This window comes from Pseudomonas sp. R19M (genome assembly GCF_050312585.1).
In the GTDB taxonomy this organism is placed as follows: Bacteria; Pseudomonadota; Gammaproteobacteria; order Pseudomonadales; family Pseudomonadaceae; genus Aquipseudomonas; species Aquipseudomonas palleroniana.
This window is the reverse complement of sequence record NZ_JBNPJV010000054.1, coordinates 1-26,277: the sequence shown is the minus strand read 5'-3', so window position 1 is coordinate 26,277 and position 26,277 is coordinate 1. Positions and strand designations below refer to the sequence as shown.

Genomic DNA, 26,277 nt, shown 5'->3' with positions numbered 1-26,277 from the left:
TTTTGATATGTGAACCCAATCAAGTGTGGGAGGGGGCTTGCTCCCGATGACGCCAGACCAGACAACACAAACTCCAGAGTCAGCCAACCAGCCCACGCACAATGAAGTACAGCACCGAAGGCCCGAGCAAACACCCAAGCCCGGTATGAAACGTCGCCGTCAGCGCACCATAAGGCACCAACCGCCGATCCGTCGCCGCCAGCCCCGCCGTCACCCCGCTCACCGTGCCGGCCAAACCGCCAAACACCATCGCTGAGCGCGGGTTATCCAAGCCCATCCAGCGCGCCGCCACCGGGGTGCCGACCATCACCAGAATCGCCTTGATCAAGCCGGTGGCAATCGACAGCGCCATCACATCCGACGTCGCGCCAATCGCCGCGCCGGTCACCGGGCCGACAATGTACGTCACCGCACCGGCGCCGATGGTGGTCATGCTGACCGCATCGCGATAACCAAAGGCCCAGGCCATGCTGGCGCCGACAATAAACGGCAGCACCGTGCCCAGCAGCAACGCGATCACGCCGATCAACCCAGCCTTGCGCGCTTCGGTGGCTTGCACTTCAAACGCGGTGGCAACGATGGCGAAATCCCGCAGCATCGCACCGCCCATCAGGCCAATGCCGGAGAACAACGCCACATCGGCCAAGCCCTTTTGCCCGCCGGTGAGTGTGCCGCCGACCCAGGCCAGTACCAGCCCGATAACGATGGCAATCGCCGAGCCATGAATGCGCCCGAACGTCAGGCGCTTGGACAGCACCACGGAAATCCACATCACCACACCCACGAAGGCGAATGCGGTAACCAGGCCGTTATGTTCCAGACCTTTCTCGATGAGGTCCCACATATCAGCGACCTCCTGCCGACGCGATCAGCGGCTCTTCATCGGGTAGCGGTTCGCCTTTGTGGGTGCGGCTGATCAGGGCAATCGTGCAACCGCACACCAGTACCGAACCGATGGCCGCCAGTACCGCCACCGGCCCACCGTGCAGGGCCGTCACCACGTTTTGTTGCGCCGCCATCGCCACCACCACGGGGATGTACATCGCGCCCCAGAAGCCCACGCCCATCTCGCAATCCTTGGTCATGCCACCGCGTTTTTGCATCCACAGACGGGCGCAGATCAGCAGGATCATCGCAATGCCCACTCCGCCCACGTTGGATTTGACGCCCAGCAACACGCCGAGCATGTCGCCCATGATCACGCCCGCTAGCGTGCAGATCGCCAGCAATGCCACACCGTAGATAATCATTGTTGTTGTCCTCAAAGTGCTCGATCGAAATTGTTGTTTTTGTACTTCGAATGCCTTGGGTGGGGCTTTATCGGTGGCGGCGTTCCTCCTCTTGCAGCAGGGCCTGCAAGGTGTCCAGGCGCGCGCCTTCATAGGCGATCACCGTGCCTTGCTCGAACACCCGGCGTGACAGGCCGGTCAGCACGGAGCCCGGTGGCAATTCGATTTGCAGACGCACGCCGCGCTCGTAGGCGCTTTGCACGGTGCCGCGCCAGTCGACGATGCGGCACATGTTGAACGCCAGGTCATCGCGCAGTTGCTCGGGGTTGTGGATAGGTCGGGCACGCGTACTGCTCAGGTAGGTGATGCGCGGCGCCTTGAGTGCAACGAAGGCTTGTGCCAACACCTGGGCGGGTTGCTCCAGCAGCGCGCAGTGGGACGGCACGCTCACCGCCAGGCGCTTGGCAATGCCGTTGCCCTTGATGCGCTCGGCGACAAGCGCCATCGCCGCGTTGCTGCCGGCAATGACGACCTGGTTGTCGGCATTGATATTGGCCAGGTACACCGGGGTTTGCGGGCTGTGGATAGCGGCCAGCAAGGCTTCGACGGTGGCTAGCTGAGCACCGATGATCGCCGTCATGCCATACCCTTGTGGATAAGCCTGCTGCATCAGTTCGCCGCGCAGGCTGACCAGTCTGACCGCGTCGGCAAAATCCAGGGCACCGGCGATCACCGCGGCCGGATAAGCACCGATGGAGAGGCCCGCCACGTAATCCGGTGTGTATTGCAGCTGGCGGGCGTGGGCCACGCCGCTGATCAACAGGCACAATTGCACGGCACGCGTCGACTCAAGGGCTTGCGCGCAGTCGAGTCGGCGAACGTCTTCACCCAAGGCATGGCTGGCTTCATCCAGCACAACGGCAGGCAATGGCTGGAGCATGCCCGGCCGTTGCGCGCCCTGCCCCGGAAACACCAGCAGGCTGCTCATGCCACGGCCTGCCAGGGGTTGAATACGAGGTGCGCGCCGCTGACGGTTTTCAACAGCACTCGGCGTGATGGGCCAGCCCATTCGCGTAAAGCGACCGCGCCGAAGGGCGTTTGCAGTTGCAGGTCCACCGCGCATACCGCCGTGTCCAACAACGCCAGCAGGTCCCGCGCGGCATGCCGATCAAGCGGTTCAGGCGCACACAAAATCAAATCCAGATCGCTTTGGGCATGCAGCGCTTCGATGCCGCTGGCCAACTCAAAGCCGGCGCTGCCGCTGACGCCCCAGTCCAAAGACGCCAGCAACGGACGCAGCTGATCAAGCGCGCGCAATGCCGGCACCTCCCGCGACGAGCGCCGCTCACGCAGGGCTTGCGGCGTGACGCTGCGCTGCACCGAGTGCAGGGGCATGGTCGTGGCAAAACGTTGCTCGCGTAAACGCCCACGCACACCGACCGCCACAGAGCCAGGCTCGGTGATGGCGCGACGCACCACCACCGGGTGGCCGGCGCTGATCGCGTCCAGCGCCCAGGCCGGTGCATCGGCAGGCAGTTGCGCCGGGGTCATGCCCCAGAGCAAATCGTGCGCGTTCACCATTGCTCCCGCAGCAGTTGGCGTACGTGGCTGGAGGCGGCGCGATTGGAGGCGCCCAGGCGCCCGCTCAGATCGGTGCTGGCGATATCCTTGATCGCGTGCACCAGGCAGTCGCTGACCCGCGCCACGTCATCCGCCGTAGGCTGTTCGATCTGGCTGACCGACAGCGTCTCCCAGAGCAGACCGAGGCTGGCATAACTGTCGATGTCGTAGGCCATGGGCGGCACGCTGGCCGCCAGGGCTTCCAACTCTTCGACGCTGCGCAGGGTCACCCGCGCGGCAGAAGCTTTGCCCATGGCATGCACCATCACGCCCGGGTCGCGCAGGGCGATCAAGCGATTGGCCTGGTAGCCGTGGGCGAGAAACGCACCCGACATAGCCTTGCCCACCAAGAGCGCAATCACCGGGTGCCCGGCCAACCGAGCGCGGGCGTAACTGTCGGCGGCGGCGGCCAGGGCCTGATGAATGCCGAGGGCTTCTTCGCGACGCCCGTAGGCTTGGCTGGGCACATCGACGATGGCAATGATCGGACGCCGGTCGCCACGGGCGATGGCGTCATCCACCGCCTTGGCCAGGCCCCAGCCTTCGAGCAAGCCGACTTCCCCATTGCGGGCACGGGCAAAGCGGTTTTGTGGGTCGGTGACCACGGCGATAAAGCGCACGGCTTGCCCGCCCAAGGCAGCGTCGGCGACCCTCAATGAAGCCGGCAAGCCCTCAACAGGCGTCGCCCCGGCGCTCAATGCGTTGAACCACTGCAAGCCTCTCATGGGCGTTCTCCTTGATACAGCTTGCGCACCGTCGCCGGATCGATCTGCGGCGTGGCGTCCAGTTCGGCCAGGCGCGCCAAGTAGTACTCGGCCTGACGGCTGCGCTGTTTAGCGGGTAAGCCTTGTTGCAGCAGCGCGGTGACGGTCTGCTGGATCTGCACGGCATCGTCCGCGACATAGCGGTCGGCCAGGCCACTGTTAAAGCGCTGCTCCCCTCCGGTGAGGCTCCAGATGAAAGGCCGGTCACGGGAGTCATACTCATCCAGGCCCGCTTCCTGCTCGATCACTTGCGGGCCATTCAGGCCCAGGCGGGCTTCACGGGTGACAACGAGGTAGCTGCACAGCCCGGCCGCGATGGACATGCCGCCAAAGCAACCGACACTGCCGGCCACCACGCCGACCACGGGCTGGTATTGGCGCAGGTCGACAATCGCCGTGTGGATATCGGCAATCGCGGCCAGGCCCAGGTTGGCTTCCTGCAGGCGCACGCCACCGGTTTCCAGCAACAGCACGGCACGCGTGGGCACACCGTTGCGGTTGTCTTCGGCCGCCAGCTCCAAGGCGCCAGCGATTTTTGCGCCACCGACTTCACCGAGGCTGCCGCCCTGGAAATTCCCTTCGATGGCCGCGATCACTACCGGCAACCCGGCCATGCTGCCCTTGGCGATCACCACGCCATCGTCGGCCTGGGGTACCACGCCCTGGCGACTGAGCCAGGGCGACATCACGCGCTGGAACGGATCGATCAGTTCGCGCAGGGAGCCGGCGTCCAGCAATGCCTTGGCCCGCTGACGAGCGCCCAGTTCGACGAAGCTGTGTTTAGCCAGCAAGTCAGTCATGCCCGACCTCCTCGAAACCCTGCTCCAGACGCAGCCGCACCACGCCGGGCGTCGCGCCGAAATCGTGAATATCAATGCGCAACGCCGGTGGCGTCTGCTCCTGGAAAATCCGCTCAAACAGGTGACGCCAACGTTGTTCAGCGCCATTCACCGAGGTTTGCACCTGGATCGTCAGCGTGCCCGCCGTGCCTGGCTCCAGCAGCACTTCCAGGTCTCCCGAACCGACACATCCCACCAATGCACGACCTTTGGGCGGCGCCCCGGCGGGGAATTCAAAGGATAAGGTTTCCATCACAACGCTCCGTCGAGGCGGTCGATAAACAGGCAGGCGGCCAACAGGTCGGCAGCGCCGCCGGGGGAGGCATTCAGGGCCAGCAGTTGCAGGTCCAATTCGTGCAGTCGGCGGCGCCCGGCGAGGGTGGCGCTGCCGCCGGCCTCCAACACGGCTTGGGCACCCTGCTGCATGGCGCTGACCCCTTCAGGGCCGGCACGGTAGAGCACGCAGGTGTCCGCCAGCTCGGTCATGATCGCCAACAACGCGTCCAGCCGAGCGTTCTGCTCACCGACGTTTTGCAGGCGGCTTTTACGCAGTTGCGGCAAGCCGCGTTGCATCACCGAAGGGAAGCCGAGCTGGGCTTCCTCGCGAGCACCACGCGCGCCGTAGCGTTGCGCAACTTGTACGCCGTGGCTCAAGGGCTGCGGCGCATAGCGGTCATTGAGCAGGGCCAGCCTGGCGGCAGTCAGCGTGATAGCGCGGGGTTGCAACGCGGCGGCGGCGGTAAGCAGACCGAGCGCCCAGATCGCCCCACGATGAGTGTTCACGCCTTGAGTGGTGATCAGCATCGCTTGCTCACCTTCGCGACCCAGCCGCCCGAGGGCTTCGCGCAGGGGCAGGCCGATTTCACCGAATTCGATCGCCGCCTCGGCCATGGCCTTGAACATCGGCCACAACGACAACGCCGAGGCGTGCATCAGGCCCAGGTGCAGATCGCTGTGGGCGCCGTTGCCGCGACGGTCCACCAAGGCGGGTTTGGGCGACAGGTCGGCCTCATCGATCAGCGCATCGACGGCCAGGTCGGCCAGCCGATCGGCAAGGCTGAGTTCATGCAGTTTGAGGGCGCGCATTTACCAGCTCCTGAACTTGGCGGGCGGGTTGTACAAACCACCGGACCACTCCACCAGGTCGGCCACGCTCTTGGCGGCCAACAGCTCGCGGGTGGCGTCGGTACGGCGGATGCCGAGGTCTTCGGGCAAGGCGATCAAACCTTCACGACGCATGCGGGCGGTGTCCTTGGGGTTGTGGCGCATGCCGATGGCCGTTACGCCTGCAACGGCGGCGATCATCGCTTGGCGCTCTTCCAGCGAGCGCGCCTTGTACAGGTAGGCAATGCCTTCTTCGGTGAGCAGGTGGGTGACGTCATCGCCGTAGATCATGATCGGCGCCAGCGGCATGCCGCTTTTACGGGCGACTTCCACCGCATCCAGCGTGTCGACGAAGGTGGGTTTGCCACCTTCCTGGAAGGTCTCGACCATTTGCACCACGAGTTTCTTGCCGCGCTCAAGCAAGGCTTCCGGCGCGTCGTCGTGGCGCATATCCAGCCAGGCCGGTGTGCCATGCCGGCGGCCGCGCGGGTCGTGGCCCATGTTCGGCGCGCCACCGAAACCGGCGAGGCGGCCACGGGTGACGGTGGAGGAATGCCCATCGCCGTCCACTTGCAGGGTGGCGCCGATAAACAGGTCCACCGCGTATTGGCCGGCGAGTTGGCAGAACATCCGGTTGGAGCGCATCGAGCCATCACGGCCGGTGAAAAATACATCGGGCCGTGCGGCGATATAGTTTTCCATGCCCAGCTCGGTGCCGAAACAATGCACGCTCTGCACCCAGCCGCTTTCGATGGCCGGGATCAGGGTTGGGTGTGGGTTCAGGGTCCAGTTACGGCAGATCTTGCCTTTGAGACCGAGGGATTCGCCATAGGTGGGCAGAATCAATTCAATCGCGGCGGTGTTGAAACCGATGCCGTGGTTGAGCGACTGCACGTTGTGTTTTTCGTAGATGCCGCGGATCGCCATCATCGCCATCAGCACATGCACCGGCTTGATGTGGCGCGGGTCGCGGGTAAACAGCGGTTCGATGTAGAACGGCTTGTCGGCCACCACCACAAAATCCACCCAGCTCGCCGGGATATCGACGCGGGGCAAGTCAGTAACGTCGTCCACCAACTTATTGACCTGCACGATGACGATGCCATCGCTGAACGCAGCGGGCTCGATCAAAGCCGGGGTGTCTTCGGTACTCGCGCCGGTGTAGATATTGCCGGCGCGGTCCGCCATGAAGCCGGCAGACAGCACCACGTTGGGGATCAGGTCCACCACCAGTCGCGCATAGAGTTCGATATAGGTGTGGATCGCGCCGATTTCCAGCAGGCCATCTTCCAGCAACTGGCTGATGCGCAGGGATTGGGTGCCGGCGAAAGAGAAATCCAGCTTACGGGCGATGCCTTTTTCAAACAGGTCCAGGTGCTCGGAACGGCCGACACTGGGCATGATCATGTGCAAATCGTGGAGCTTGGCCGGGTCGGCCTTGGCCAGGGAGCGCGAGAGGAAATCGGCCTGCTTCTGGTTGTTGCCTTCCAGCACGACGCGGTCGCCGGGGAGGATCAGAGCTTCAAGGGCCTCGACGATTTTGTCACTGGCCAGCACGGCCCCGTCTGCGTATTGCCGGACCAACCCGAGGCGCCGCTGCTTCTCGTCGCGCCGCCGCGTCCAGCGCGAGTCGGGGGTGATTGTTGTTGTCATGGTCGCTCCACGAGGATTGCTGTCGTGGGCTGTACCTTAGGAGTGAAACTGGGGGGTATCAATCAAGCTGGTCGTTGGACTGTTACGCTTGGGTTAACGATAACCCGAATGAATACAGGCATTCACGTTCTATGGGAGGGTTGGCGGTTTTCAAGTACTCCCACATTTGATCAAGTCATTCCCACTGATAGCTCGCCAACAGATACTCCACGCTACTCAGCAATGTCCTCGCGTTGTCAATCAACTGGGCTAACAGCGAATCGTCTTCATCCATATAACCTTCGTACTCCGCCAGGTTACGACGCTCATGACATAGCGCCAGCAACCTCACCGCCACCTTACTCACGTCGCAGGTATGAATCAGGCATTGAAAGACCAGATAGCGTTTCTCAGAGCGATACCCTTGCAGGCGTAGCGCCGTGAGAGCGAGAGCATGAGCGGCGTTATAGGCCAGATCGAAACGACTGGCGAACGATAACTGTGGATTACCAGCGTCCTTCAACCGATCCCTGGCTGAACGCATCAACCCATCGCACTCCTTGCGATCCGGCGGTTCAGCCTTTAAGCCACCACTACGTTGCAGGTTCTCCAGGTGTGCCTTGTTGTCCATCCGTGGGTTCCAGGGGGTTGTCCCCAATCAGGTTGATCTTGTCCTGCTGCATGACCCGCCGTACAAAACTGTTCCCCGCATGCCATTTGCCTATCCAGTCTTCAGGGGTGTAAAGCGTCGGGTTGATGGTGCGGCCCAGCTGTTCTTCCAGCGGCATCAACTGCTCCATGACTTCACTGTAGTTGAGGCTTTCGCCAACCAACATGACATCTATGTCACTGGATGAGTGCGCCTCGCCCTTGGCGATGGAACCGTAGATAAAGGCCCAGGTTATCTGTTCGGCAAACGGTGTCAGTGCATTACGCAATGGCTCGTCCAGGCTCAAGGTCTTGCGCACGATGGCCAACAACTCCGAGTAAATCGGACATTGGGGGTTGGCTTGGTAGTGGGTCTGATTGCCCTGGCGTGTCATGTTCAAGATACCTGCCAACTGCAAACGCTCCAGCTCACGGGTGAGACTGCCCTTGCCCACTTGGGCCCAGCGTGCGATTTCATTGGTAAAGAAACTTTGATCGGGCTTGCCGTAAAGCAGGCCAAGCACTTTTTGCTGAGTGACGGTAAAGAGCACAGTGCTGAGCGGCAAGGTATGCATGACGGCGGCCAAAGAGTCCCAAAAAGGGAACGATAGGTCCCATTTTGGGAACGATCAAGTTTTAAAGCACAAGGGATCTCCCGCGCACAGCCGCAATCACAAGTACAGCAGACATAAAAAACGCCCACTGAATGGCTATAGACGCTGGTGCGCCCACGTGCTCAAGGCAAAAACACTTCCTGTAGTGAGCGGGCTTGTCCCGCGCTGGGTGGCGAAGCCGCCCCAACAGGGACGCTGGGGTGTTTCAGATAGACCGAGGCGCCTGGGTTTGGGGCGGCTGCGCCACCCAGCGCGGGGCAAGCCCGCTCACTACATTGAATGTTGCAGGCCCAACGCGCAGCATCGGTCAATCACAACGCCATCACCACCTTGACTCCTCCAAGGCTTTCAAGAACGTAGCTGCTGTACTCATACACTCGCCCCCGAACATCCAAGCGAAGCACGCCCTCATGCCCACTGACTTGCACAGTGGGCTCCTGGGTTTTCAGAAAGGGATGTGCCGAGACCAATGTCTTGAGTAGTTCCTGATCATTTCCCAGATCCTTATGCACGTAGTACCTGTAGGAAAAACCCACCGTCGCGCCCCCCTGACCATCCCGAGCGCCGTAGATAGAGGTGCCGTTACCCAGGGAATACTTGAGTACTACCTCATCCAACTGCGGCGTACCGGAGCTCATCAACCAACTGATCGCCAAGTACCCGAGACACATCACCAGCAGCCCGTTGAGCAGGCCTTGAACCGGCCATTTAATATCCTTGGCTTTTCGCATATTCGATACCCTCCTTGATCCAGTGCTGGTCAATCTGATCATCGCCGTACGGCGCGTCTCCCCACCAGTCTCCAAACTCCGCCCGGGACGTCCCCGCCGCCTTTTGCGCAGCACCGGCCGCTCGCAACAGCACGCCTTCCGGAATGCCCAGCACCGTGCCGGTAACCCCGTAGTTGAAGTTGCCGAACGCCTTTGGCTGTCGATGCAAAGTGCCTATGACCTATGGCATGCCTAGGTCTGGAAGCGAACATATTTGTGTGTGGGAGGGGGCTTGCTCCCGATGGCTTGCTACCTGTCGATACATCCTTGGCTGACCCACCGCTATCGGGAGCAAGCCCCCTCCCACACTCGCTCAGCGGTGTTTGTCAGTAAGCAGTCCCGCAGAGGGACCGCTTCACATTTCCGGCGACGGGCTGACTTGCTCCAGCGCACGATCCACCAACAACTGCCCCAACTCCACCATTTGCTGGATCCCGAGCATAACGGCGCGCTGGGACGTGTCCAGGTCAAAAGCCAGATTGCAGGTGAGAGCGTTGAGGGAGGACAGGGTTTCGCTGGCGTTGACCAGCAGGGTTTCGGTGTTTTGATGAGGGTTTACGGTGAAGATTGGTGGGTGAGGCGTAGGTTTGATCATGATTCGCAGCTCCGATATGGGATGGAAACTGCCCTCTTCCGCTTGCACGCGAATTAAGGTGGCAGCCGTGCGCAGGTGTGCAAGACCGGGCATATCGGACCCCGGCAGATCCCGAAGAATCTCCCACGCACAGCCGCCATAACAAGTACAGCAGACATAAAAACGCCCACTGAATGGCTATGGGCGCTGGTGCGCCGACATGTAACCGGACTTGCACGTCCGTGTCACCGTTTTTTGCGATGACGGGACGAAGACTAGGCGCGACGACTGCACGCGACAAGTTCATGCACGTCCCAAAATCTTGCAGGAAAAATCCTGAGCAACCGCCTACCTTCGTTACTCCTACAGGCAGCAAAGAATGCTCCGACAGTTTTTTCAGGTTGTTGCTCGGTCAACCGACCCGGGACGTGGCCTGCCCCAACACGTTGATTCGTACAAGGCCTGAAAACAGAGCAATTCAGGCCAGGCCGGACTCGACCAGCAGCGCTTCCAGCCCCATCAAGTCCGGCACCTTCGCCACTTGCTCCCCCACCTGCACCGCCGCCAACTCCAGGGGGCACAGGGGGACGTCCACATAGCTCAACTGGCTGTCGAGCTTGTACGAGCGGGGAATCCCCTGGATCACCATCGCAATGAACTTCAATGTCGGCCGCCCACCCAGCGTATTCAGCACCACGATCCGCGAGCGCTCGCTCGTGACAATGGCTTCACCGCACACCGCTTCAAAACTGATCAATGGCAACTGCCGATCGCGCCAGGTGACTTGCCGCAAATACCAAGGGGGAGCATCGCTGGCCGGTTCGCCGCGTTGGAAGTCGATGAGTTCGGCCACGGCGACGTTGGGCAACACCAAGTGGCGGTCAGCCAGAGGTAGCAGCAGGCCGGTGACTAGGCTGGCACGGTGGTCAAGCATGGGACTTGCTCCAATAGGCGATGCTTTCCAGCAGCACCGACTCTTGATACGGCTTGCCGAGGTAGTCGTTGACACCAATGGCCATGGCGCGATCGCGGTGTTTCTGGCCGGTACGCGAGGTGATCATGATGATCGGCAGGCGCATCAGGCGCGGGTCGTTGCGCACCTGCATCGCCACTTCAAAGCCGTCCATGCGCGGCATTTCAATGTCGAGCAGCATCAGGTCCGGCGTGTGTTCTTCAAGCACGGCAATGGCATCGATGCCGTCCTTGGCGGTGAGGACGTTCATGCCGTTGCGCTCCAGCAGGCGGCTGGTGACTTTGCGCACAGTGACCGAGTCGTCCACCACCAGCACCAGCAGCGGGCGCTTTTTCAGCGGGTCGTTGAGCACCAGCGGCGCATCGACCACCTGGGCCGGCAAGGCCGGTTGCCGGGCGCGGATATGGGCGAGCAAGTCGATGATCAGCACCACGCGTCCGTCACCCAGGATCGTCGCGCCGGACAAACCCTGCACGCCCGCAAACTGTGGCCCCAGGGCTTTCACCACGATCTCTCGCGTACCGGCCATGGCGTCCACGTGTACCGCCACGTGACGTTCATTGCATTGCACCAGCAGCACCGGCACCGGCTGGTACTGGCCGAGCAATTTCGGGCGGGCGCCGGTATGCAACAGATCGCCAAGGTAAAACAATTCGTAGCGCTGGCCGGCGTATTCATAACTCGGTGGGTCTTGCTGATAGTGCCCCGCCAGTTCATGGGGCAGCACGCGCACCAACCCCTCAATAGTGTTGAGCGGGATCGCGTATTGATCGTCGGCGCATTGCACCATCAGCGCACGGTTGACCGAGACGGTAAACGGCAGGCGAATACGGAAGTGCACGCCCATGCCCGGTGTCGAGTCGATCACCATCGAGCCGCCCAGTTGGCGCACTTCTTCATGCACCACGTCCATGCCGACGCCACGCCCGGAAATCTGCGTGATTTTTTCCGCAGTGGAAAAGCCTGGCTGCAAAATGAACTGCAATACATCGCGGTCGCTCATCTCCTGCTGAGGAGCCAGCAGGCCGCGCTTGATCGCCTTGCGCCGCACCGCGTCCAAGGGTACGCCGGCGCCGTCGTCGCGCATGTCGAAGACAATATCACCGCCTTCATGGGTCAGGTCCAAGGTGATGCGGCCCTTCTCCGGCTTGCCGGCCAACAGCCGTACCTCGCGCGACTCCAGGCCATGGTCGACGGCGTTGCGCAACATGTGTTCCAGCGGCGCCACCATGCGTTCCAGCACGTTGCGGTCCATTTCGCCCTCGGCATTGCCGACCACGAACTCCACGTCCTTGCCCAACTCCTCCGCCACCTGCCGCACGATACGCTTGAGGCGCGGCAGCATCCGTTCAAACGGCACCATGCGCGTGCGCATCAAGCCTTCCTGCAACTCGGTGTTGATGCGGGCTTGTTGCTGCAACAGGTTGTGGGCGTCCTGATTGCGGCGGTCGAGGGTTTCCTTGAGGTCCAACAGGTCGAACGCCGACTCCGACAGCGCTCGCGACAATTGTTGCAGCTGCGAATGGCGGTCCATTTCCAGCGGGTCGAACTCCTCATAGCCCAGGCGCTCGGCCTCGGCCTGCTGATGACTGAGGATGCGGCCCTGGGTTTCAGTCTCGAGGCGACGCAACTGGTCGCGCATGCGCTCGATCGTGGTCTCCACCTCATTGAGGGCAACACGTGCGTCGTTGACTTGCTGCTCGATGCGCCCATGCAGGATCGAAGTTTCGCCGGCCAGGTTAACCAGGTCGTCCAGCAGGTCGGCGGAGATTTTCACCATGTCCGCCGCAGGGTCGACCGCAGCCTCGGTCTTGCCGCCGGGCAAGGCGACCGGTACCGGCGGCTCGTCGCCGGCCTGCACCAGGCTTTTGATGCGCCCGATGAGCTTGTCCACCGAGCCAACCGGCAACCCCTGTGCTACGGCGTCGATCATCTGCGCCAGGCGGTCATGACAGCCTTGCAGTAACGCGAACAGTTCGGCGGAAGGCGCCAGCTGGCCGGCGGATAACCCTTCGCAGAGAAATTCCAGTTCATGCGCCAAGTCGCCAATCGGCGCGATTTCGACCATGCGTGCACCGCCCTTGAGGGTGTGCAGGTCACGCAGCAGGGTTTCCACCTCCTGACGATTACTCGGCTCAGCCTGCCAACGCGCCAGCGCACTGCCGGAGCTGTCGAGAATATCGGCGGCTTCTTCGAGGAAGATATCCAGCAGCTCAGGGTCGGCGCCCTGGGTGGGCGCTGCCGTGGCGGCAGCGGGCGCAGTGCTGCCCTGGCGCAATGCGCGCACCCTGGCGACCAGCTCGCCGCTGTCGCTCAAGGGCTGGTGGTGTTGCAGTTCTTCGAGTTGCAAGGCCAGCCGCTCGTGGCAGGCCATCAGCACCTGGGACAGCTCGGTGGAATAACTGTAGCGGCGGTCCACCAGGCCCTCATAAAGGCCCTCCAGCTCATGGGCCAGGTCGCCGATCGGCCCTATTTCGGCCATGCGCGCACCGCCCTTGAGGGTGTGCAGATCGCGTTGCAATGACGACAACGGCGCGGCACTGTCGGGCTCCAGCAACCAACGCTTGAGCGATTGCCCGGCGCTGTCGAGGATATCGACCGCTTCTTCCAGGAAGATCTCGACCAGTTCATCGTCCATGGCCGTGTCGTGGTCGAGCCTTGCAGTCGCGGCGCCCAGTTCGGTAATGCTCGGAGCGCGGCTGCCGTCACGTTTGATCAGGCCGGTGGCGGAGGGGTCGAGGGCTTCATCCAGCAGCTCGCGCAAGGCTTCGACCCGCGCCGGTGCCGGGCTGATTTCCTGGCCGGCGGCCAGTTGGTCGAGCATGTTGATCAGCGCTTCATGGGCCTGTTCGGCCTCCTGGAAAAACCGTTCGCTGACCGCCAGGCTGCTCTCTTCCACGGCGCCATACAGGTCGAGCAAGGCTTCGCAGAGTGCGTCGATGCTGTGCAGGTCGGCGTCGTGTGCGCCCTCGCCCAGGGTGGTCAATTCGTCCAGCAGCGCCGTCAGTTCCTGGCGCTCGCCAGGGTGCTGCTGCCAGCGCCGTAACAGGCTTTCTGCGTCGAGCAGGATATCCATGCCCTGGGCCAGGAAGTTGGTGATCAATTGCGGGTCGCGCTTGGTACGCAGGCCAGTATTGGGTGCGTCGAGCAACGCTTGCAGTTGTTGATCGAGCAGGCCTTGGGTACGGCTGATCAGGTCTTGCGCGCCTTTTATCGGCGCCAGGGGGTCGCTGTCCAAATCACGCAGCCCACGCTGGAACAAGCCTTCGGCCTCCAGCAGCAACTCCACTTCGTCCAGGTCCAGCGGCAGGCGGTGAGCTTTGTATTCGCGGGTCAGGTGGTCAAGGGGGCGCGCCAGTTCGGCGATGGGTAGAACACCGGCCATATAGGCACTGCCTTTGAGCGTATGCAGGGCGCGTTGCAGCTCATCGCTGACTTGCAGCGGCACGTGTTCGGCGGCCTGTTGCAGGAACTGGTTGAGGCTCTCGAGATGGCTCTGGGCTTCGTTGCGGAAGATCTCCAGCAACAGCGGGTCATGCGGTTCGGCGCCGCTGGCCAAGGCATGGGCACGGGCCGCCAGGGCATCGACTTCATCGCGCTGGCGCTGCTCGTCGTTGGCGAAGTCGGCGACCAGTGTCGGCAACAGGGCCACCGCTTCATCCAGCACCTGTTGCACTTCAAGGCCAAGGGTCACGCTGCGCTCCAGGACCCGATTGAGCAGGTTTTCCACCGCCCAGGCCAGCTCGGCCAGGACCAGCGCGCGCACCATGCGACCGCTGCCCTTGAGGGTGTGGAACGCCCGGCGCATTTCGCCCTGGGCGGTTTTGTCGGCGCTGTCCGGCAGGTAGCGGTGCAACACCTCGAGCACTTCGTCGACTTCTTCGAGGAAGACCTCGCGCAGCTCATCGTCAATCGGTTCTTCGTCGGCCGGTGGCGGCAGCAAGCTGCCGGGGCGGTGCAGGGCCGGCGGGTTCAAGCGCGAGGCCGGGCTGGCCAAGGCATCGAACTGGGACTGGCTGGGGATGATCTCGGCCGACAGCGCCCCGTCGGGCGCGACCAGCGCCTGGCGCCAGGGCTTTTCGGCAGGCAGGTAGCCCAGCGCGGCCAAACCCTGGGTCGCCAGCTCAAGCACCCGCTCACCCGAAGCGTCAGGGTCCTGGAGCATGCGCTCCAGGTAGTATTCCAGGCTGCTGACCACCTCGGCAAAGTGCCCCAATTGCACCTCGGCAGGTGGGCTGTCGCTGAGCATCAACTGTTCGTCGACGTAATCCGAGCAACCCCGCATCAGGCTGGCCGCCCGTGGCAGGGGAATCATCGCCAGCGCACCGCGCACCTGGCTCAGCAGCTGCGGCAGCGACTCCAGGCGCTGGCGGTCCCAGTCCGCTTCGATGCAGTCGATGACCAGCTCCTGCGCTTGCCGCAGGCATTGGCAGGATTCGCGGATCACCAGTTGGTGAATCTGGGTCAGGTCGGTCGTGGGCAGACGGCTTTCTTCACGGCTTTGCGGTTCCACGGTGCCGACCATGCCCGCCAGGGTGGCCTCGACGTACAGCAAGGCACCGGCGACGTCCATCAGCACCGCATCGTTGGGTTCGCGCTGCCCCTGGACAAGGCTGAGGACCACGGCCAGTTGATCGATGATCACCTTTCGCGGCTGGCCAAACCCCAGTACCGCCAGGGTATCGGCTATCTGGCGCAGCGGCGCCAGCAACGCATCAAGGTCGCTGGTGTGTTGCCGGTCGCTGCGCACGAACAGATCCAGGCGCTCCTTGACCCGCACCAGCTCTTCACACAAAGCGCCGAGTACCGAACCCATGCCGTCGCGATCCGGCCCGGCCAGGCGCGCACGCTCGGCATCGACCACGGCACTGTCGGGCAAGGCTTCGTCCAGGCCGTAGCGCTCCTTGAGGCTTTGCATGCGCGGCGTCGGCCGAGTGACCTTGGCCACGTAGAACAGCAGGCTCCTGAGCAGTTCATCCGGTGCCGGCTGGTTGATCCCGCCGATCCCCTGGGCCAGCAGGCGCTTGAGTTGTTTGTCGCTGGCCTTGAGCAGGCTGCGCAAAGCCGGGCTGTTGGCGATCACCCCGGTGAGCATGCCTTCGACCAGCGCCGAGGTGACCTGCCACAACGGCAACAACGGCGCGCCTTGGCACAACGCTTCGAGGCGCGCAAAGACCCGCGCCATGTCCACCAGGTTACTGGGGCCGTGATCTTCACGCAGCAGGCCGGCCAAGGCTTGTTGCAGCAGTTGGTGCCACTGGCGCAGTTGCTCATGCAGTTCAGGCGGCGCACGTTGCGCCAGGACCTCATCGCTCAACGGCGCAATCGTCAGCAGTTGCGGACTGAACAGGCTGGTTTCCGACAGCAGGCTTTCACCGCGCGCGCTGCGCAGGTCGTTGAGCAGCGGCAGTACCACCAGCGGCAGGTCACGCCGGGCACTGTGGACGCGGTCCAGATACAGCGGCAATTGGCCGAGGGCCTGTTGCAGCAGGCGGATGCTTTCATCGCGCTGGCCGACACGCCCGGCCTGGAACGCCAGGGCCAGCTCTTCGAGTTCTTCGGCGAGCAAGGCGGCACCGTAGAATTCGACCATTTGCAGCGCACCCTGCACTTGGTGGATGCCGGCCAGGCACTCGTCGATGGCTTCGCTGTCGCCGGTTTCGACAAATGTGTCCAGCGCCGAACGAGCCTGTTTCAGGGTTTCGGCAATGTCGCCCTTGACCCATTCGAGGGCCACGTAGTCGTGCCGATCAACCATAACTGCTCCGCTTAGAATTCATGAGTGGCTGGTGTTCTTGAAACCTGTGGCCTGCGGCGGCCAACTGTGGGAGGGGGCTTGCTCCCGATGACGGTGGTTCAGCCAATGGCTCAGGTGACTGATGCACCGCCATCGGGAGCAAGCCCCCTCCCACAGTTGCATCGCGTTTCAATCATCGGTTTGCTTGGCCGCCGGCAAGGTGAACCCGGATACCGACCTGCGCAACTGGCTGGCCATTTTTGCCAGGTTGCCAATGCTTTCCGCGGTGGCGGTGGAACCCGACGACGTCTGGGTGGTGATCTGCTGGATCACGTTCATGGTCAGGGAAATCTGCCCCGCCGACGACGTCTGCTGTTGCGCCGCGTTGGAGATGCTCTGGATCAGCGCCGCCAGGGTTTTCGATACGCCCTCGATCTCTTCCAGCGCGACGCCGGCGTCCTGGGCCAGTCGCGCGCCACGTACCACTTCGGTGGTGGTCTGTTCCATGGAGATCACGGCTTCGTTGGTGTCGGCCTGGATCGCGCGCACCAGGGTCTCGATTTGCCGCGTCGCGGCCGACGAACGCTCGGCCAGCCGTTGCACTTCATCGGCCACCACCGCAAACCCGCGCCCGGCATCCCCGGCCATGCTCGCCTGGATCGCGGCGTTGAGGGCGAGGATGTTGGTCTGGTCGGCGATGTCGTCGATCAGGCTGACAATATCGCCAATTTCCTGGGACGACTCACCCAGACGCTTGATGCGCTTGGCGGTGTCCTGGATCTGTTCGCGGATGTTGTCCATGCCGTGGATGGTGTTGTGCACCACCTCGTTGCCCTTGTTGGCAATCTCCACCGAGCGCTCGGCCACCGCCGAGGATTCGGCGGCATTGGCCGACACCTGATCGATGGACTGGGCCATTTGCTTGATTGCGGTGGAGGCCTCGGCGATCTGCTGGGCCTGGTGTTCCGAAGCCTGGGCCAGGTGCATGGCGGTGGCCTGGGTGTCCTGCACCGCACCGGCCACTTGCCCGGCCGTGAGGTTGATGGTGGCGACCAGGTCGCGCAATTGGTCCACGGAATAGTTGATGGAGTCGGCAATGGTGCCGGTGAAATCTTCAGTCACCGAGGCCGTGACGGTCAGGTCGCCGTCGGCCAAATCTTCGATCTCATCGAGCAGACGCATGATCGCGTTCTGGTTGCGCTCGTTCTTTTCAGCGGTTTCATGCAGTTGCCGGTTGGTTTCGCGCACCATCACCAAGCCGATCAGGATGATCGAGGTCAGCGCCAGCAGGCCCAGCACGTAGCCGCCAATGGTGTCGAGGCTGCGCCCGCCGGCGAGATTTTCAAAGCCGGTGGCCAGGTGCGAGGCTTCATCGAGCAGGGTTTGCGAAAGGTTGAAGATATTGCTCGCCGAGGCCCGTACCTGGAACAGTTGCGGCGAGGTTTCAAGGATCTCATCCACGGAACCGGAGACGAACTCGAACAGCTCGGCAATTTCCGCCAACCGCGCCCGGGCGTCGTGGTCCTCGACCTGGCTGATGCGCAACCCTGGGTTGCCCTGGAGCATGCCATTGAGCACTTCGCCGAAACGGTTGGCATCGCGGCCAAAGGCATCGGCGGCCTGTACCGAGGTGTCGTCGCCGGCCAGCACGGTATTCACCGCGCCGAGGATACGTTCGGCCAACAGCGATTGGCGCTGGGCCAATACCACCTGGCTGGCCGGGGCACCGCGTTGTAGCAGGATGTCGACGACTTTTTCCGACTCCATCTGCAACTGCGGCACCGTCTCGGCCAGTGTCGCAGCCACTTGGTGCAGGGACAGCACGGTCTGTTCGCTGGCAAGGATCGCGTCGGTGTTTTTCAGCAGCGCTTCCCAGTCGGTCTGCACCGCACGCATTTCGGCACGCACGGCGTGGGGTGCCGCCGGCAGGCCGGTTTGCGGGTCGCCTTTTTTCAGGTAACCCCAACGCTGGGCAAAGTCATTGCGTGCATCGCCCAGCAACTTGAACGCCGCGGCCTTGCCGGCGGCGGCTTCGGTGGCGTTCTTGGCAATACGCTGCGACAGCACGCGCAATTCACCGGCGTGGCCGATGTACTGCTTGTCGTAGGTGGACTGGGTGTTGAGGTACGCAAAGTTGGCAAACAGCAGCATGATGAACACGATCAACGCGATAAACAGCACGATGATCTGCGAACGGCTGCGCGACCCAGCCTCGGGTTTGGACGTGGTAGCGGTGGTCATGCGGCAACATCCATGAAACCTGGGGCCTGGGCCAGAGCGAAGGGGCTGAAGACCTGCCACGGCGGGTCGCCGTTGAACTGGCCTTGAATATACGGCGCGCCGGGGGTGGCGCTCGCCATCAATGCGTCTTGCGCGAAATGCTGCATGCCCACCACCTCATCCACCAGCAGACCGACGAACAGGTCGTTGAACTCCACCACCAGCACCCGCCGCTGCTTGGGCGCCGGTGACCGCTCAAGGCCGAGGAACCCACCCAGATCCATCACCGGCAGCAGGCGCCCGCGCAGGTTGGCCACGCCCTTGACCCAGGGTTTGACCCCGGGCATCAAGGTGCAACGCGGTTCATGCAGCACCTCGGCGACTTCGCCCATGGGCGCCACATAACCGTTCGGCCCCACGCGAAAGGCGATCCCGCTCCAGCGCTGCTGGCGGGTTTCCTGGGACGGCAGGTCGGCGGCCAGCAGGCGGCAGCGGCGGTCGATGTCCAGCAGCAACTCGAAGGCGGTTTGCGACTCGGTCATGATGGTGAACCGTCAGCCGGCCAACACCTTGTTCAGGGTGGCGATCAGGGTGTCTTCATCCACCGGCTTGGTCAGGTAATCCTTGGCGCCCTGGCGTGCGCCCCAGATCTTGTCGGTTTCCTGGTCTTTGGTGGTGATGATGATGATCGGGATGCCGTTGGTTTCCGGCTCCTTGGACAACTGACGGGTGGCCTGGAAGCCATTGAGACCCGGCATCACGATGTCCATCAGCACGGCGTCGGGTTTTTCCTGGCGGGCCAGGGCCACGCCGTCCGCGCCGTTTTCGGCTTTCAGTACCTGGTGGCCATGCTTTTCCAGCATGCCGGTCAGTTTGTACATTTCGGTCGGCGAATCGTCGACGATCAGAACACGTGCCATGGTTTTCCCCATTACTTTGATGGATGCCGGCCCTTGTGAGGCGGTATCAGTGTGCTTGTTCTACTGCGGCGAAGGCAGGCACGTAGGCCTTGATCGCGCTCAGCAGCTCTTCCTTGCTGAAAGGCTTGGTCAAAAACTGATCGACACCCACGATACGCCCCTTGGCCTTGTCGAACAGGCCATCCTTGGAGGACAGCATGATCACCGGGATCGACTTGAACGCCGGGTTGTTCTTCACCAGTGCGCAGGTCTGATAGCCATCCAGGCGCGGCATCATAATGTCGACGAAGATAATGTGCGGGTGATGATCCACGATCCGCGCCAAGGCATCAAAACCATCGATGGCCGTGATGACCTCGCACCCCATGTTCTTCAACAGGGTCTCGGCGGTGCGGCGGATCGTTTTCGAATCGTCGATCACCATCACTCTCAAGGCGTGGGAATGCTGTTCCATATCTGCTCTACCATCGCCACAGCGAATCGGTTTTCGGTGTGTACTGCCTGATGTTGCACAGGATGAACGCCAGAAGCCTTGGAATTGGAGGGCTGCTGCGCCGTGGCAGTCTTTTTAGCACAGTCTCAGGGCGCAATCTATCGAGCGGCCCGCCCAGTGGTTTTTCCTTGACCCACAACAGCCGCAGCGCCACTCTGACGCCACTTTTATGCGCCCTTATTTGCTAGAGGAAATCCCCCATGAGCGTTCGCGTCGGCATTGTCATGGACCCTATCGCCAGCATTTCCTATAAAAAGGACAGCTCGCTGGCCATGCTCCTGGCCGCCCAGGCCCGCGGTTGGACGTTGTTCTATATGGAGCAGCGCGACCTGTACCAGGGCGACGGCGAGGCCCGCGCACGCATGCGCCCGCTGCAGGTGTTTGCCAACCCTGAGAAGTGGTTCGAACTTGCGGACGAAATCGACAGCCCGCTGAGCGATCTGGACGTGATCCTGATGCGCAAGGACCCGCCGTTCGACATGGAATTCGTCTACTCCACCTACCTGCTGGAACAGGCCGAGCGCGCCGGGGTACTGATCGTCAACAAGCCGCAGAGCCTGCGTGACTGCAATGAAAAGCTGTTCGCCACGCTGTTCCCACAGTGCACGCCGCCGACCGTGGTCAGCCGTCGCGCCGATGTATTGCGTGAATTTGCCGCCAAGCACGGTGACGTGATCCTCAAGCCGCTGGACGGCATGGGCGGTACGTCGATCTTCCGCCACCGCGCCGGTGACCCGAACCTGTCGGTGATCCTGGAGACCCTGACCGCCCTGGGCGCCCAGCAGATCATGGGCCAGGCCTATCTGCCGGCGATCAAGGACGGCGACAAACGCATCCTGATGATCGACGGCGAACCGGTGGACTATTGCCTGGCACGCATCCCGGCGGCGGGCGAGACGCGCGGCAACCTGGCGGCCGGTGGTCGCGGTGAAGCGCGCCCTCTGTCGGACAAGGATCGCTGGATTGCAGCCCAGGTCGGCCCCACCCTGCGTGAAAAGGGCCTGCTGTTCGTCGGGTTGGACGTCATCGGCGAAAACCTCACCGAAATCAACGTCACCAGCCCGACCTGCATTCGCGAGATCGACAATGCTTTCGGCACGAATATCGGCGAAATGCTGATGGCGGCGATTGAGCGCAAGCTACAAGCCAAGTGACATAGAACAGCCGGACACAAACCAACATTGCGTTATCATGCGCCACCTGTGAAACGCGCGATGTTGGTTTTCTTGCCATGACCCTCCCGTCCAATCTGCCCCCCGAACTCTCCCACAGCGGCGTGCGCCCGGCTGATCGGCTCGGATTTACCCTGTTCCTCGCGGCACTGGTCCACCTCGCATTGCTCCTCGGCCTGGGTTTCACTTTCGCCGAACCCAAGCAGATCACCAAGACCCTGGAGATCACCCTCGCCACGTTCAAGAGCGAGAAAAAGCCCGAGAAAGCAGACTTTCTGGCACAGGAAAACCAGCAAGGCAGCGGCACCCTGGACAAGAAAGCGGTGCCCAAGACCACCGAAGTGGCGCCATTCCAGGACAACAAGGTCAATAAAGTCACCCCACCGCCGACGCCCAAGCCCGAGGTCAAGCAAGCCACGCCCAAACCTGCCGTGACCACCGTCGCACCCAAACCGCAAAAAGCCCCGGCCCAGCGCGAGAAGACCAAGACCGAGCCGCAACCCGAGCCGGTGAAACCGGCGCCGACTTTCGACAGCTCGCAGCTCTCCGACCAGATTTCCAGCCTGGAGGCGGAGCTGGCCAACGAACAACAACTTTATGCCAAGCGCCCACGCATCTATCGCTTGAACGCTGCCTCGACCATGCGCGACAAGGGTGCCTGGTATAAGGACGAGTGGCGCAAGAAGGTCGAACGCATCGGCAACCTCAATTACCCGGATGAGGCACGGCGCCAGCAGATCTACGGCAATCTGCGCTTGCTGGTGTCGATCAACCGCGACGGCACGCTCTATGAGGTGCAAGTGCTGGAGTCGTCCGGCCAGCCCCTGCTCGACCAGGCCGCCCAGCGCATCGTGCGCCTGGCAGCGCCCTTTGCGCCGTTCAGCGGTGACTTGAACGACGTGGACCGCCTGGAAATCATCCGCACCTGGAAGTTCGCCCGGGGTGATCGGTTGTCCAGCAATTGATGACAATTGCCATTTGCCGCACATCCCCAGCTTGTCAGTTAGCCCCTCCAACGCCACACTAGTGGACATGAAAAACGTCAACCCGACCTACCTCAAGCACCAATTCCTGATCGCCATGCCCCATATGGCCGACCCGAACTTTGCGCAGACCCTGACCTATATCGTCGAGCACACCGCCAAGGGTGCCATGGGGTTGGTGGTGAACCGCCCGCAAGAGCTGAACCTGGCCGACATCCTCGAGCAACTGCGACCGGAGGTTGACCCACCGGCCCGCTGCCAGGGCGTACCGATCTATATCGGCGGGCCGGTACAAACCGATCGCGGTTTTGTGCTGCACCCCACTGGGCCGAAGTTCCAGGCCACGGTCGACCTGGAAGGTGTGTCGTTGTCCACGTCCCAGGATGTGCTGTTCGCCATTGCCGACGGCGTTGGCCCTGAGCAAAGCGTGATCACCCTCGGTTACGCCGGCTGGGAGGCCGGGCAACTGGAGGCGGAACTGGCCAGTAACGCCTGGCTGACCTGCCCCTTCGATGCCGACATTCTGTTCAACACCGCCAGTGAACTGCGCCTGGAAGCGGCCGCCGCCAAGCTGCGCGTCAACCTCAACCTGCTGACCAGCCAGGCGGGGCACGCCTGATGGCTTTGCGTCTGATCCTCGGTTTTGACTACGGCACCAAACAGATCGGCGTAGCGGTCGGCCAGGTGATTACCGGCCAGGCCCGCGAGCTGTGTACCTTGAAAGCCCAGAACGGCGTGCCGGACTGGAACCAGGTCGAAGCCCTGATCAAGGAGTGGAAACCCGACGCCGTCGTGGTCGGCCTGCCCTTGAACATGGACGGTACCCCCAGCGACATGTGCCTGCGCGCCGAAAAGTTCGCCCGCCGCCTCAATGGGCGCTACAACCTGCCCTTCTATACCCACGATGAACGCCTCACCACCTTTGAAGCCAAGGGCGAGCGCCGCGACCGTGGCGGCCAGAAAGGCAGCTACCGCGACAACCCCGTGGACGCTATTGCCGCCGCCCTGCTGCTGCAGGGTTGGCTGGACGAAAACACCGCTTTATTTGAATCCTGACTGACGCGGCTTGCCGCGTCTTTTTACGTTTGAGCCCGGATCTTGCCAGCGCGAGACCTAGAAGGAGCACCCATGAGCCTGCCCAATCCCGCCGACCTGATCAGCCAGATGGCGACGCGCCTTACGGCCCATCTGCAACACCGTGGCATCAGCGAACCACGCTTCATCGGCATCCGCACCGGCGGTGTCTGGGTGGCCCAAGCCTTGCTGGAAGCGCTGGGCAGCGAGTCGCCGCTCGGCACTCTGGACGTGTCCTTCTACCGCGACGACTTCAGCCAGAACGGCCTGCACCCGCAAGTACGCCCTTCGGCCCTGCCGTTCGAGATTGAAGGCCAGCACCTGGTGTTGATCGACGACGTACTGATGAGCGGACGCACCATCCGCGCCGCCATGAACGAATTGTTCGACTACGGTCGCCCAGCCAGCGTGACGCTGGTGTGCCTGCTGGACCTGGATGCTGGCGAATTGCCGATCAGCCCGGATGTGGTCGGCGCCACACTGTCGCTGCAGGCCCACCAGCGGGTAAAATTGTCCGGTCCCACGCCGCTCGAACTCGAACTGCAAGACCTCGCCCTTTAAACCGCCTTGTAAAGAGTCCCCGCGATGACGCCTCTAGATGCCAAGCGCCCGCTGCAGCTCAATGCTCAGGGTCAGTTGCAACACTTCTTGTCCCTCGACGGTTTGCCCCGCGAACTGCTCACCGAAATCCTCGACACGGCCGACTCGTTCCTCGAAGTCGGTGGCCGGGCGGTGAAGAAGGTCCCGCTGCTGCGCGGCAAGACGATCTGCAATGTGTTCTTCGAGAACTCCACCCGCACCCGCACCACCTTTGAACTGGCCGCCCAACGGTTGTCGGCCGACGTGATCACGCTGAACGTGTCCACCTCGTCGGCGAGCAAGGGCGAAACCCTGCTCGACACCCTGCGTAACCTGGAAGCCATGGCCGCCGACATGTTCGTGGTCCGCCACGGCGACTCCGGCGCCGCGCACTTCATCGCCGAGCACGTATGCCCGCAGGTGGCGATCATCAATGGCGGCGACGGCCGTCATGCCCACCCGACACAGGGCATGCTCGACATGCTGACCATTCGTCGGCACAAGGGCAGCTTTGAAAACCTCTCGGTGGCCATCGTCGGCGACATCCTGCACTCGCGGGTTGCGCGCTCGAACATGCTCGCCCTGAAAGCCCTGGGCTGCCCGGACATCCGTGTGATCGCCCCGAAAACCCTGCTGCCCATAGGCATCGAGCAATACGGCGTGAAGGTCTATACCGACATGACCGAAGGGCTCAAGGATGTGGACGTGGTGATCATGCTGCGCCTGCAACGCGAGCGCATGGCTGGTGGCCTGCTGCCCAGCGAAGGTGAGTTCTACCGCCTGTTCGGCCTGACCACTGCGCGTCTGGCCGGCGCCAAGCCGGATGCCATCGTGATGCACCCAGGCCCGATCAACCGTGGCGTGGAGATTGAGTCGGCGGTGGCCGACGGTGCGCAGTCGGTGATCTTGAACCAGGTGACCTACGGCATCGCGGTCCGCATGGCGGTACTGTCCATGGCCATGAGCGGGCAAACCGCGCAACGTCAATTCGAGCAGGAGAACGCCCAGTGAAGCTCAGCATTCTCGGCGCCCGTGTCATCGATCCGGCCAGTGGCCTGGATCAAGTTGTCGATCTTCACCTGGAAGCCGGCAAGATCATCGCCATCGGTGCCGCGCCCAGCGGTTTCAGCGCCCACGAGACCATCGACGCCAAGGGCTTGGTGGCCGCTCCGGGCCTTGTGGACCTGAACGTCGCCCTGCGTGAACCGGGCTACAGCCGCAAAGGCAACATCACCAGTGAAACCCGCGCCGCCGCCGCCGGTGGCGTGACCAGCCTGTGCTGCCCGCCGAATACCAAGCCGGTACTGGATACCTCGGCCGTGACCGAGTTGATCCTCGACCGCGCCCGCGAAGCCGGCAATTGCAAAGTGTTCCCTGTCGGCGCCTTGAGCAAGGGCCTGGACGGTGAGCAACTCGCCGAGCTGATCGCCCTGCGCGACGCCGGTTGCGTGGCCTTCGGCAATGGGCTGGAAAGCTTTCGCAGCACCCGCACGCTGTTACGCGCCCTGGAATACGCGGCCACATTCGACCTGACGGTGGTCTTCCACTCCCAGGACCACGACCTGGCCGAAGGCGGCCTGGCCCATGAAGGCGCCGTCGCCAGCTTCCTCGGTTTGCCGGGCATCCCGGAGACCGCCGAAACCGTCGCCCTGGCCCGTGACCTGCTGCTGGTGGAACAAAGCGGCGTACGCGCGCATTTCAGCCAACTGACCAGCGCCCGGGGCGTCGCCCTGATCGCGCAGGCCCAGGCCCGTGGCTTGCCGGTGACGGCGGATGTGGCGCTGTATCAACTGATCCTGACGGATGAGGCGCTGATCGACTTCTCCAGCCTGTATCACGTGCAGCCGCCACTGCGCACCCGTGCCGACCGTGAAGGTTTGCGTGCGGCGGTGAAGTCCGGCGTGGTGTCGGCGATCTCCAGCCATCACCAACCCCATGAGCGCGATGCCAAACTGGCACCCTTTGGCGCGACAGAGCCGGGCATCAGCAGCGTCGAGCTGTTGCTGCCACTGGCCATGACGTTAGTCGATGAAGGTTTGCTCGATTTGCCGACATTGCTGGCACGCCTGAGCACAGGCCCGGCCCAGGCGCTGCGCTTGCCGGTGGGCAAGTTGGCGGTGGGGGCTGCGGCGGATCTGGTGCTGTTTGACACGGGCAGTTCCACGGTGGCAGGGGAACACTGGCTGTCCAAGGGCGAAAACTGCCCGTTCATCGGCCATAGCCTGCCGGCGACGGTGCGTTACACCCTGGTGGATGGGCGGATTACCTACCCGACTTAATCGTTCACACCTCAAGTGTGGGAGGGGGCTTGCTCCCGATTGCAGTGGGTCAG

General features: G+C 62.7%; 27 protein-coding genes. 7 read left to right on the top strand and 20 right to left on the bottom strand.

What is annotated here, in order from left to right:
* Window positions 1-79 precede the first annotated feature (79 nt).
* From madM to pilG, 20 genes are all read right to left on the bottom strand, one after another.
* Window positions 80-844 (bottom strand): malonate transporter subunit MadM, encoded by a 765-nt coding sequence (madM, locus tag ACQRBT_RS11170; protein ID WP_060753435.1) that lies wholly within the window; start codon window positions 842-844, stop codon window positions 80-82.
* A gap of 1 nt (window position 845) precedes the next feature.
* On the bottom strand, window positions 846-1,250 hold the full coding sequence (gene madL / locus ACQRBT_RS11165; protein ID WP_060753436.1) for a malonate transporter subunit MadL: 405 nt from the start codon (window positions 1,248-1,250) through the stop codon (window positions 846-848).
* A 67-nt stretch (window positions 1,251-1,317) separates the two neighbouring features.
* Window positions 1,318-2,217, bottom strand: a complete 900-nt coding sequence (gene mdcH / locus ACQRBT_RS11160) for a malonate decarboxylase subunit epsilon (protein ID WP_412046157.1) — start codon at window positions 2,215-2,217, stop codon at window positions 1,318-1,320.
* Window positions 2,214-2,810: a malonate decarboxylase holo-ACP synthase gene (locus ACQRBT_RS11155; protein WP_412046158.1), complete on the bottom strand. Its 597-nt coding sequence runs from the start codon at window positions 2,808-2,810 to the stop codon at window positions 2,214-2,216. Before ACQRBT_RS11155 ends, mdcH begins: the two co-directional genes overlap by 4 nt.
* Window positions 2,804-3,574, bottom strand: a complete 771-nt coding sequence (mdcE, locus tag ACQRBT_RS11150) for a biotin-independent malonate decarboxylase subunit gamma (RefSeq protein WP_104994915.1) — start codon at window positions 3,572-3,574, stop codon at window positions 2,804-2,806. Before mdcE ends, ACQRBT_RS11155 begins: the two co-directional genes overlap by 7 nt.
* On the bottom strand, window positions 3,571-4,413 hold the full coding sequence (locus ACQRBT_RS11145; protein WP_244700918.1) for a biotin-independent malonate decarboxylase subunit beta: 843 nt from the start codon (window positions 4,411-4,413) through the stop codon (window positions 3,571-3,573). Before ACQRBT_RS11145 ends, mdcE begins: the two co-directional genes overlap by 4 nt.
* Window positions 4,406-4,705 (bottom strand): malonate decarboxylase subunit delta, encoded by a 300-nt coding sequence (locus tag ACQRBT_RS11140; RefSeq protein WP_060753441.1) that lies wholly within the window; start codon window positions 4,703-4,705, stop codon window positions 4,406-4,408. Before ACQRBT_RS11140 ends, ACQRBT_RS11145 begins: the two co-directional genes overlap by 8 nt.
* On the bottom strand, window positions 4,705-5,538 hold the full coding sequence (locus ACQRBT_RS11135) for a triphosphoribosyl-dephospho-CoA synthase (RefSeq protein ID WP_244700921.1): 834 nt from the start codon (window positions 5,536-5,538) through the stop codon (window positions 4,705-4,707). The genes ACQRBT_RS11140 and ACQRBT_RS11135 overlap by 1 nt, the downstream gene beginning before the upstream one ends.
* Window positions 5,539-7,209, bottom strand: a complete 1,671-nt coding sequence (mdcA, locus tag ACQRBT_RS11130) for a malonate decarboxylase subunit alpha (RefSeq protein ID WP_244700924.1) — start codon at window positions 7,207-7,209, stop codon at window positions 5,539-5,541.
* A 175-nt stretch (window positions 7,210-7,384) separates the two neighbouring features.
* Window positions 7,385-7,819, bottom strand: coding sequence for a hypothetical protein (locus ACQRBT_RS11125; RefSeq protein WP_244700927.1), 435 nt, complete (start codon window positions 7,817-7,819; stop codon window positions 7,385-7,387).
* Window positions 7,782-8,411 carry a nucleotidyltransferase domain-containing protein gene (locus tag ACQRBT_RS11120; protein WP_244700931.1) on the bottom strand — a complete coding sequence of 210 codons (630 nt, stop codon included), beginning with the start codon at window positions 8,409-8,411 and terminating at the stop codon, window positions 7,782-7,784. The genes ACQRBT_RS11125 and ACQRBT_RS11120 overlap by 38 nt, the downstream gene beginning before the upstream one ends.
* 350 nt (window positions 8,412-8,761) lie before the next feature.
* Entirely contained in the window at window positions 8,762-9,181 is a 420-nt protein-coding gene (locus ACQRBT_RS11115; protein WP_161548661.1) for a hypothetical protein, read from the bottom strand.
* Entirely contained in the window at window positions 9,159-9,389 is a 231-nt protein-coding gene (locus ACQRBT_RS11110; protein ID WP_205344390.1) for a polymorphic toxin type 44 domain-containing protein, read from the bottom strand. Before ACQRBT_RS11110 ends, ACQRBT_RS11115 begins: the two co-directional genes overlap by 23 nt.
* A 186-nt stretch (window positions 9,390-9,575) precedes the next feature.
* Window positions 9,576-9,815: a DUF6124 family protein gene (locus tag ACQRBT_RS11105; protein WP_412046159.1), complete on the bottom strand. Its 240-nt coding sequence runs from the start codon at window positions 9,813-9,815 to the stop codon at window positions 9,576-9,578.
* A 457-nt stretch (window positions 9,816-10,272) separates the two neighbouring features.
* Entirely contained in the window at window positions 10,273-10,728 is a 456-nt protein-coding gene (locus ACQRBT_RS11100; protein WP_412046160.1) for a chemotaxis protein CheW, read from the bottom strand.
* Window positions 10,721-16,525, bottom strand: a complete 5,805-nt coding sequence (locus tag ACQRBT_RS11095) for an Hpt domain-containing protein (RefSeq protein ID WP_412046161.1) — start codon at window positions 16,523-16,525, stop codon at window positions 10,721-10,723. The genes ACQRBT_RS11100 and ACQRBT_RS11095 overlap by 8 nt, the downstream gene beginning before the upstream one ends.
* Window positions 16,526-16,693: 168 nt before the next feature.
* Window positions 16,694-18,745, bottom strand: a complete 2,052-nt coding sequence (locus ACQRBT_RS11090; protein WP_060753452.1) for a methyl-accepting chemotaxis protein — start codon at window positions 18,743-18,745, stop codon at window positions 16,694-16,696.
* Entirely contained in the window at window positions 18,742-19,266 is a 525-nt protein-coding gene (locus ACQRBT_RS11085; RefSeq protein ID WP_412046162.1) for a chemotaxis protein CheW, read from the bottom strand. Before ACQRBT_RS11085 ends, ACQRBT_RS11090 begins: the two co-directional genes overlap by 4 nt.
* Before the next feature lie 12 nt (window positions 19,267-19,278).
* A complete protein-coding gene (gene pilH, locus ACQRBT_RS11080) occupies window positions 19,279-19,644 on the bottom strand; it encodes a twitching motility response regulator PilH (protein ID WP_003234583.1) in 366 nt (121 codons plus the stop codon).
* Window positions 19,645-19,690: 46 nt separating this feature from the next.
* A complete protein-coding gene (gene pilG / locus ACQRBT_RS11075; protein WP_060753454.1) occupies window positions 19,691-20,098 on the bottom strand; it encodes a twitching motility response regulator PilG in 408 nt (135 codons plus the stop codon).
* A 239-nt stretch (window positions 20,099-20,337) separates the two neighbouring features.
* Here pilG and gshB point away from each other — a divergent pair, with 239 nt between their 5' ends.
* The 7 genes from gshB to ACQRBT_RS11040 all read left to right on the top strand — a co-directional run bounded on the left by gshB (window position 20,338) and on the right by ACQRBT_RS11040 (window position 26,224).
* Window positions 20,338-21,291: a glutathione synthase gene (gshB, locus tag ACQRBT_RS11070; protein WP_104994926.1), complete on the top strand. Its 954-nt coding sequence runs from the start codon at window positions 20,338-20,340 to the stop codon at window positions 21,289-21,291.
* A 77-nt stretch (window positions 21,292-21,368) separates the two neighbouring features.
* Window positions 21,369-22,274: an energy transducer TonB gene (locus ACQRBT_RS11065; RefSeq protein WP_060753455.1), complete on the top strand. Its 906-nt coding sequence runs from the start codon at window positions 21,369-21,371 to the stop codon at window positions 22,272-22,274.
* A gap of 67 nt (window positions 22,275-22,341) precedes the next feature.
* Window positions 22,342-22,911 (top strand): YqgE/AlgH family protein, encoded by a 570-nt coding sequence (locus tag ACQRBT_RS11060; protein WP_060753456.1) that lies wholly within the window; start codon window positions 22,342-22,344, stop codon window positions 22,909-22,911.
* Complete coding sequence (gene ruvX, locus ACQRBT_RS11055) at window positions 22,911-23,348, top strand: Holliday junction resolvase RuvX (RefSeq protein WP_003195067.1); 438 nt, start codon at window positions 22,911-22,913, stop codon at window positions 23,346-23,348. The genes ACQRBT_RS11060 and ruvX overlap by 1 nt, the downstream gene beginning before the upstream one ends.
* Before the next feature lie 72 nt (window positions 23,349-23,420).
* Complete coding sequence (gene pyrR / locus ACQRBT_RS11050; protein ID WP_060753457.1) at window positions 23,421-23,927, top strand: bifunctional pyr operon transcriptional regulator/uracil phosphoribosyltransferase PyrR; 507 nt, start codon at window positions 23,421-23,423, stop codon at window positions 23,925-23,927.
* A 24-nt stretch (window positions 23,928-23,951) separates the two neighbouring features.
* Window positions 23,952-24,956, top strand: coding sequence for an aspartate carbamoyltransferase catalytic subunit (locus ACQRBT_RS11045; protein WP_060753458.1), 1,005 nt, complete (start codon window positions 23,952-23,954; stop codon window positions 24,954-24,956).
* Window positions 24,953-26,224 carry a dihydroorotase gene (locus ACQRBT_RS11040; protein ID WP_412046163.1) on the top strand — a complete coding sequence of 424 codons (1,272 nt, stop codon included), beginning with the start codon at window positions 24,953-24,955 and terminating at the stop codon, window positions 26,222-26,224. Before ACQRBT_RS11045 ends, ACQRBT_RS11040 begins: the two co-directional genes overlap by 4 nt.
* Window positions 26,225-26,277: the final 53 nt, after the last annotated feature.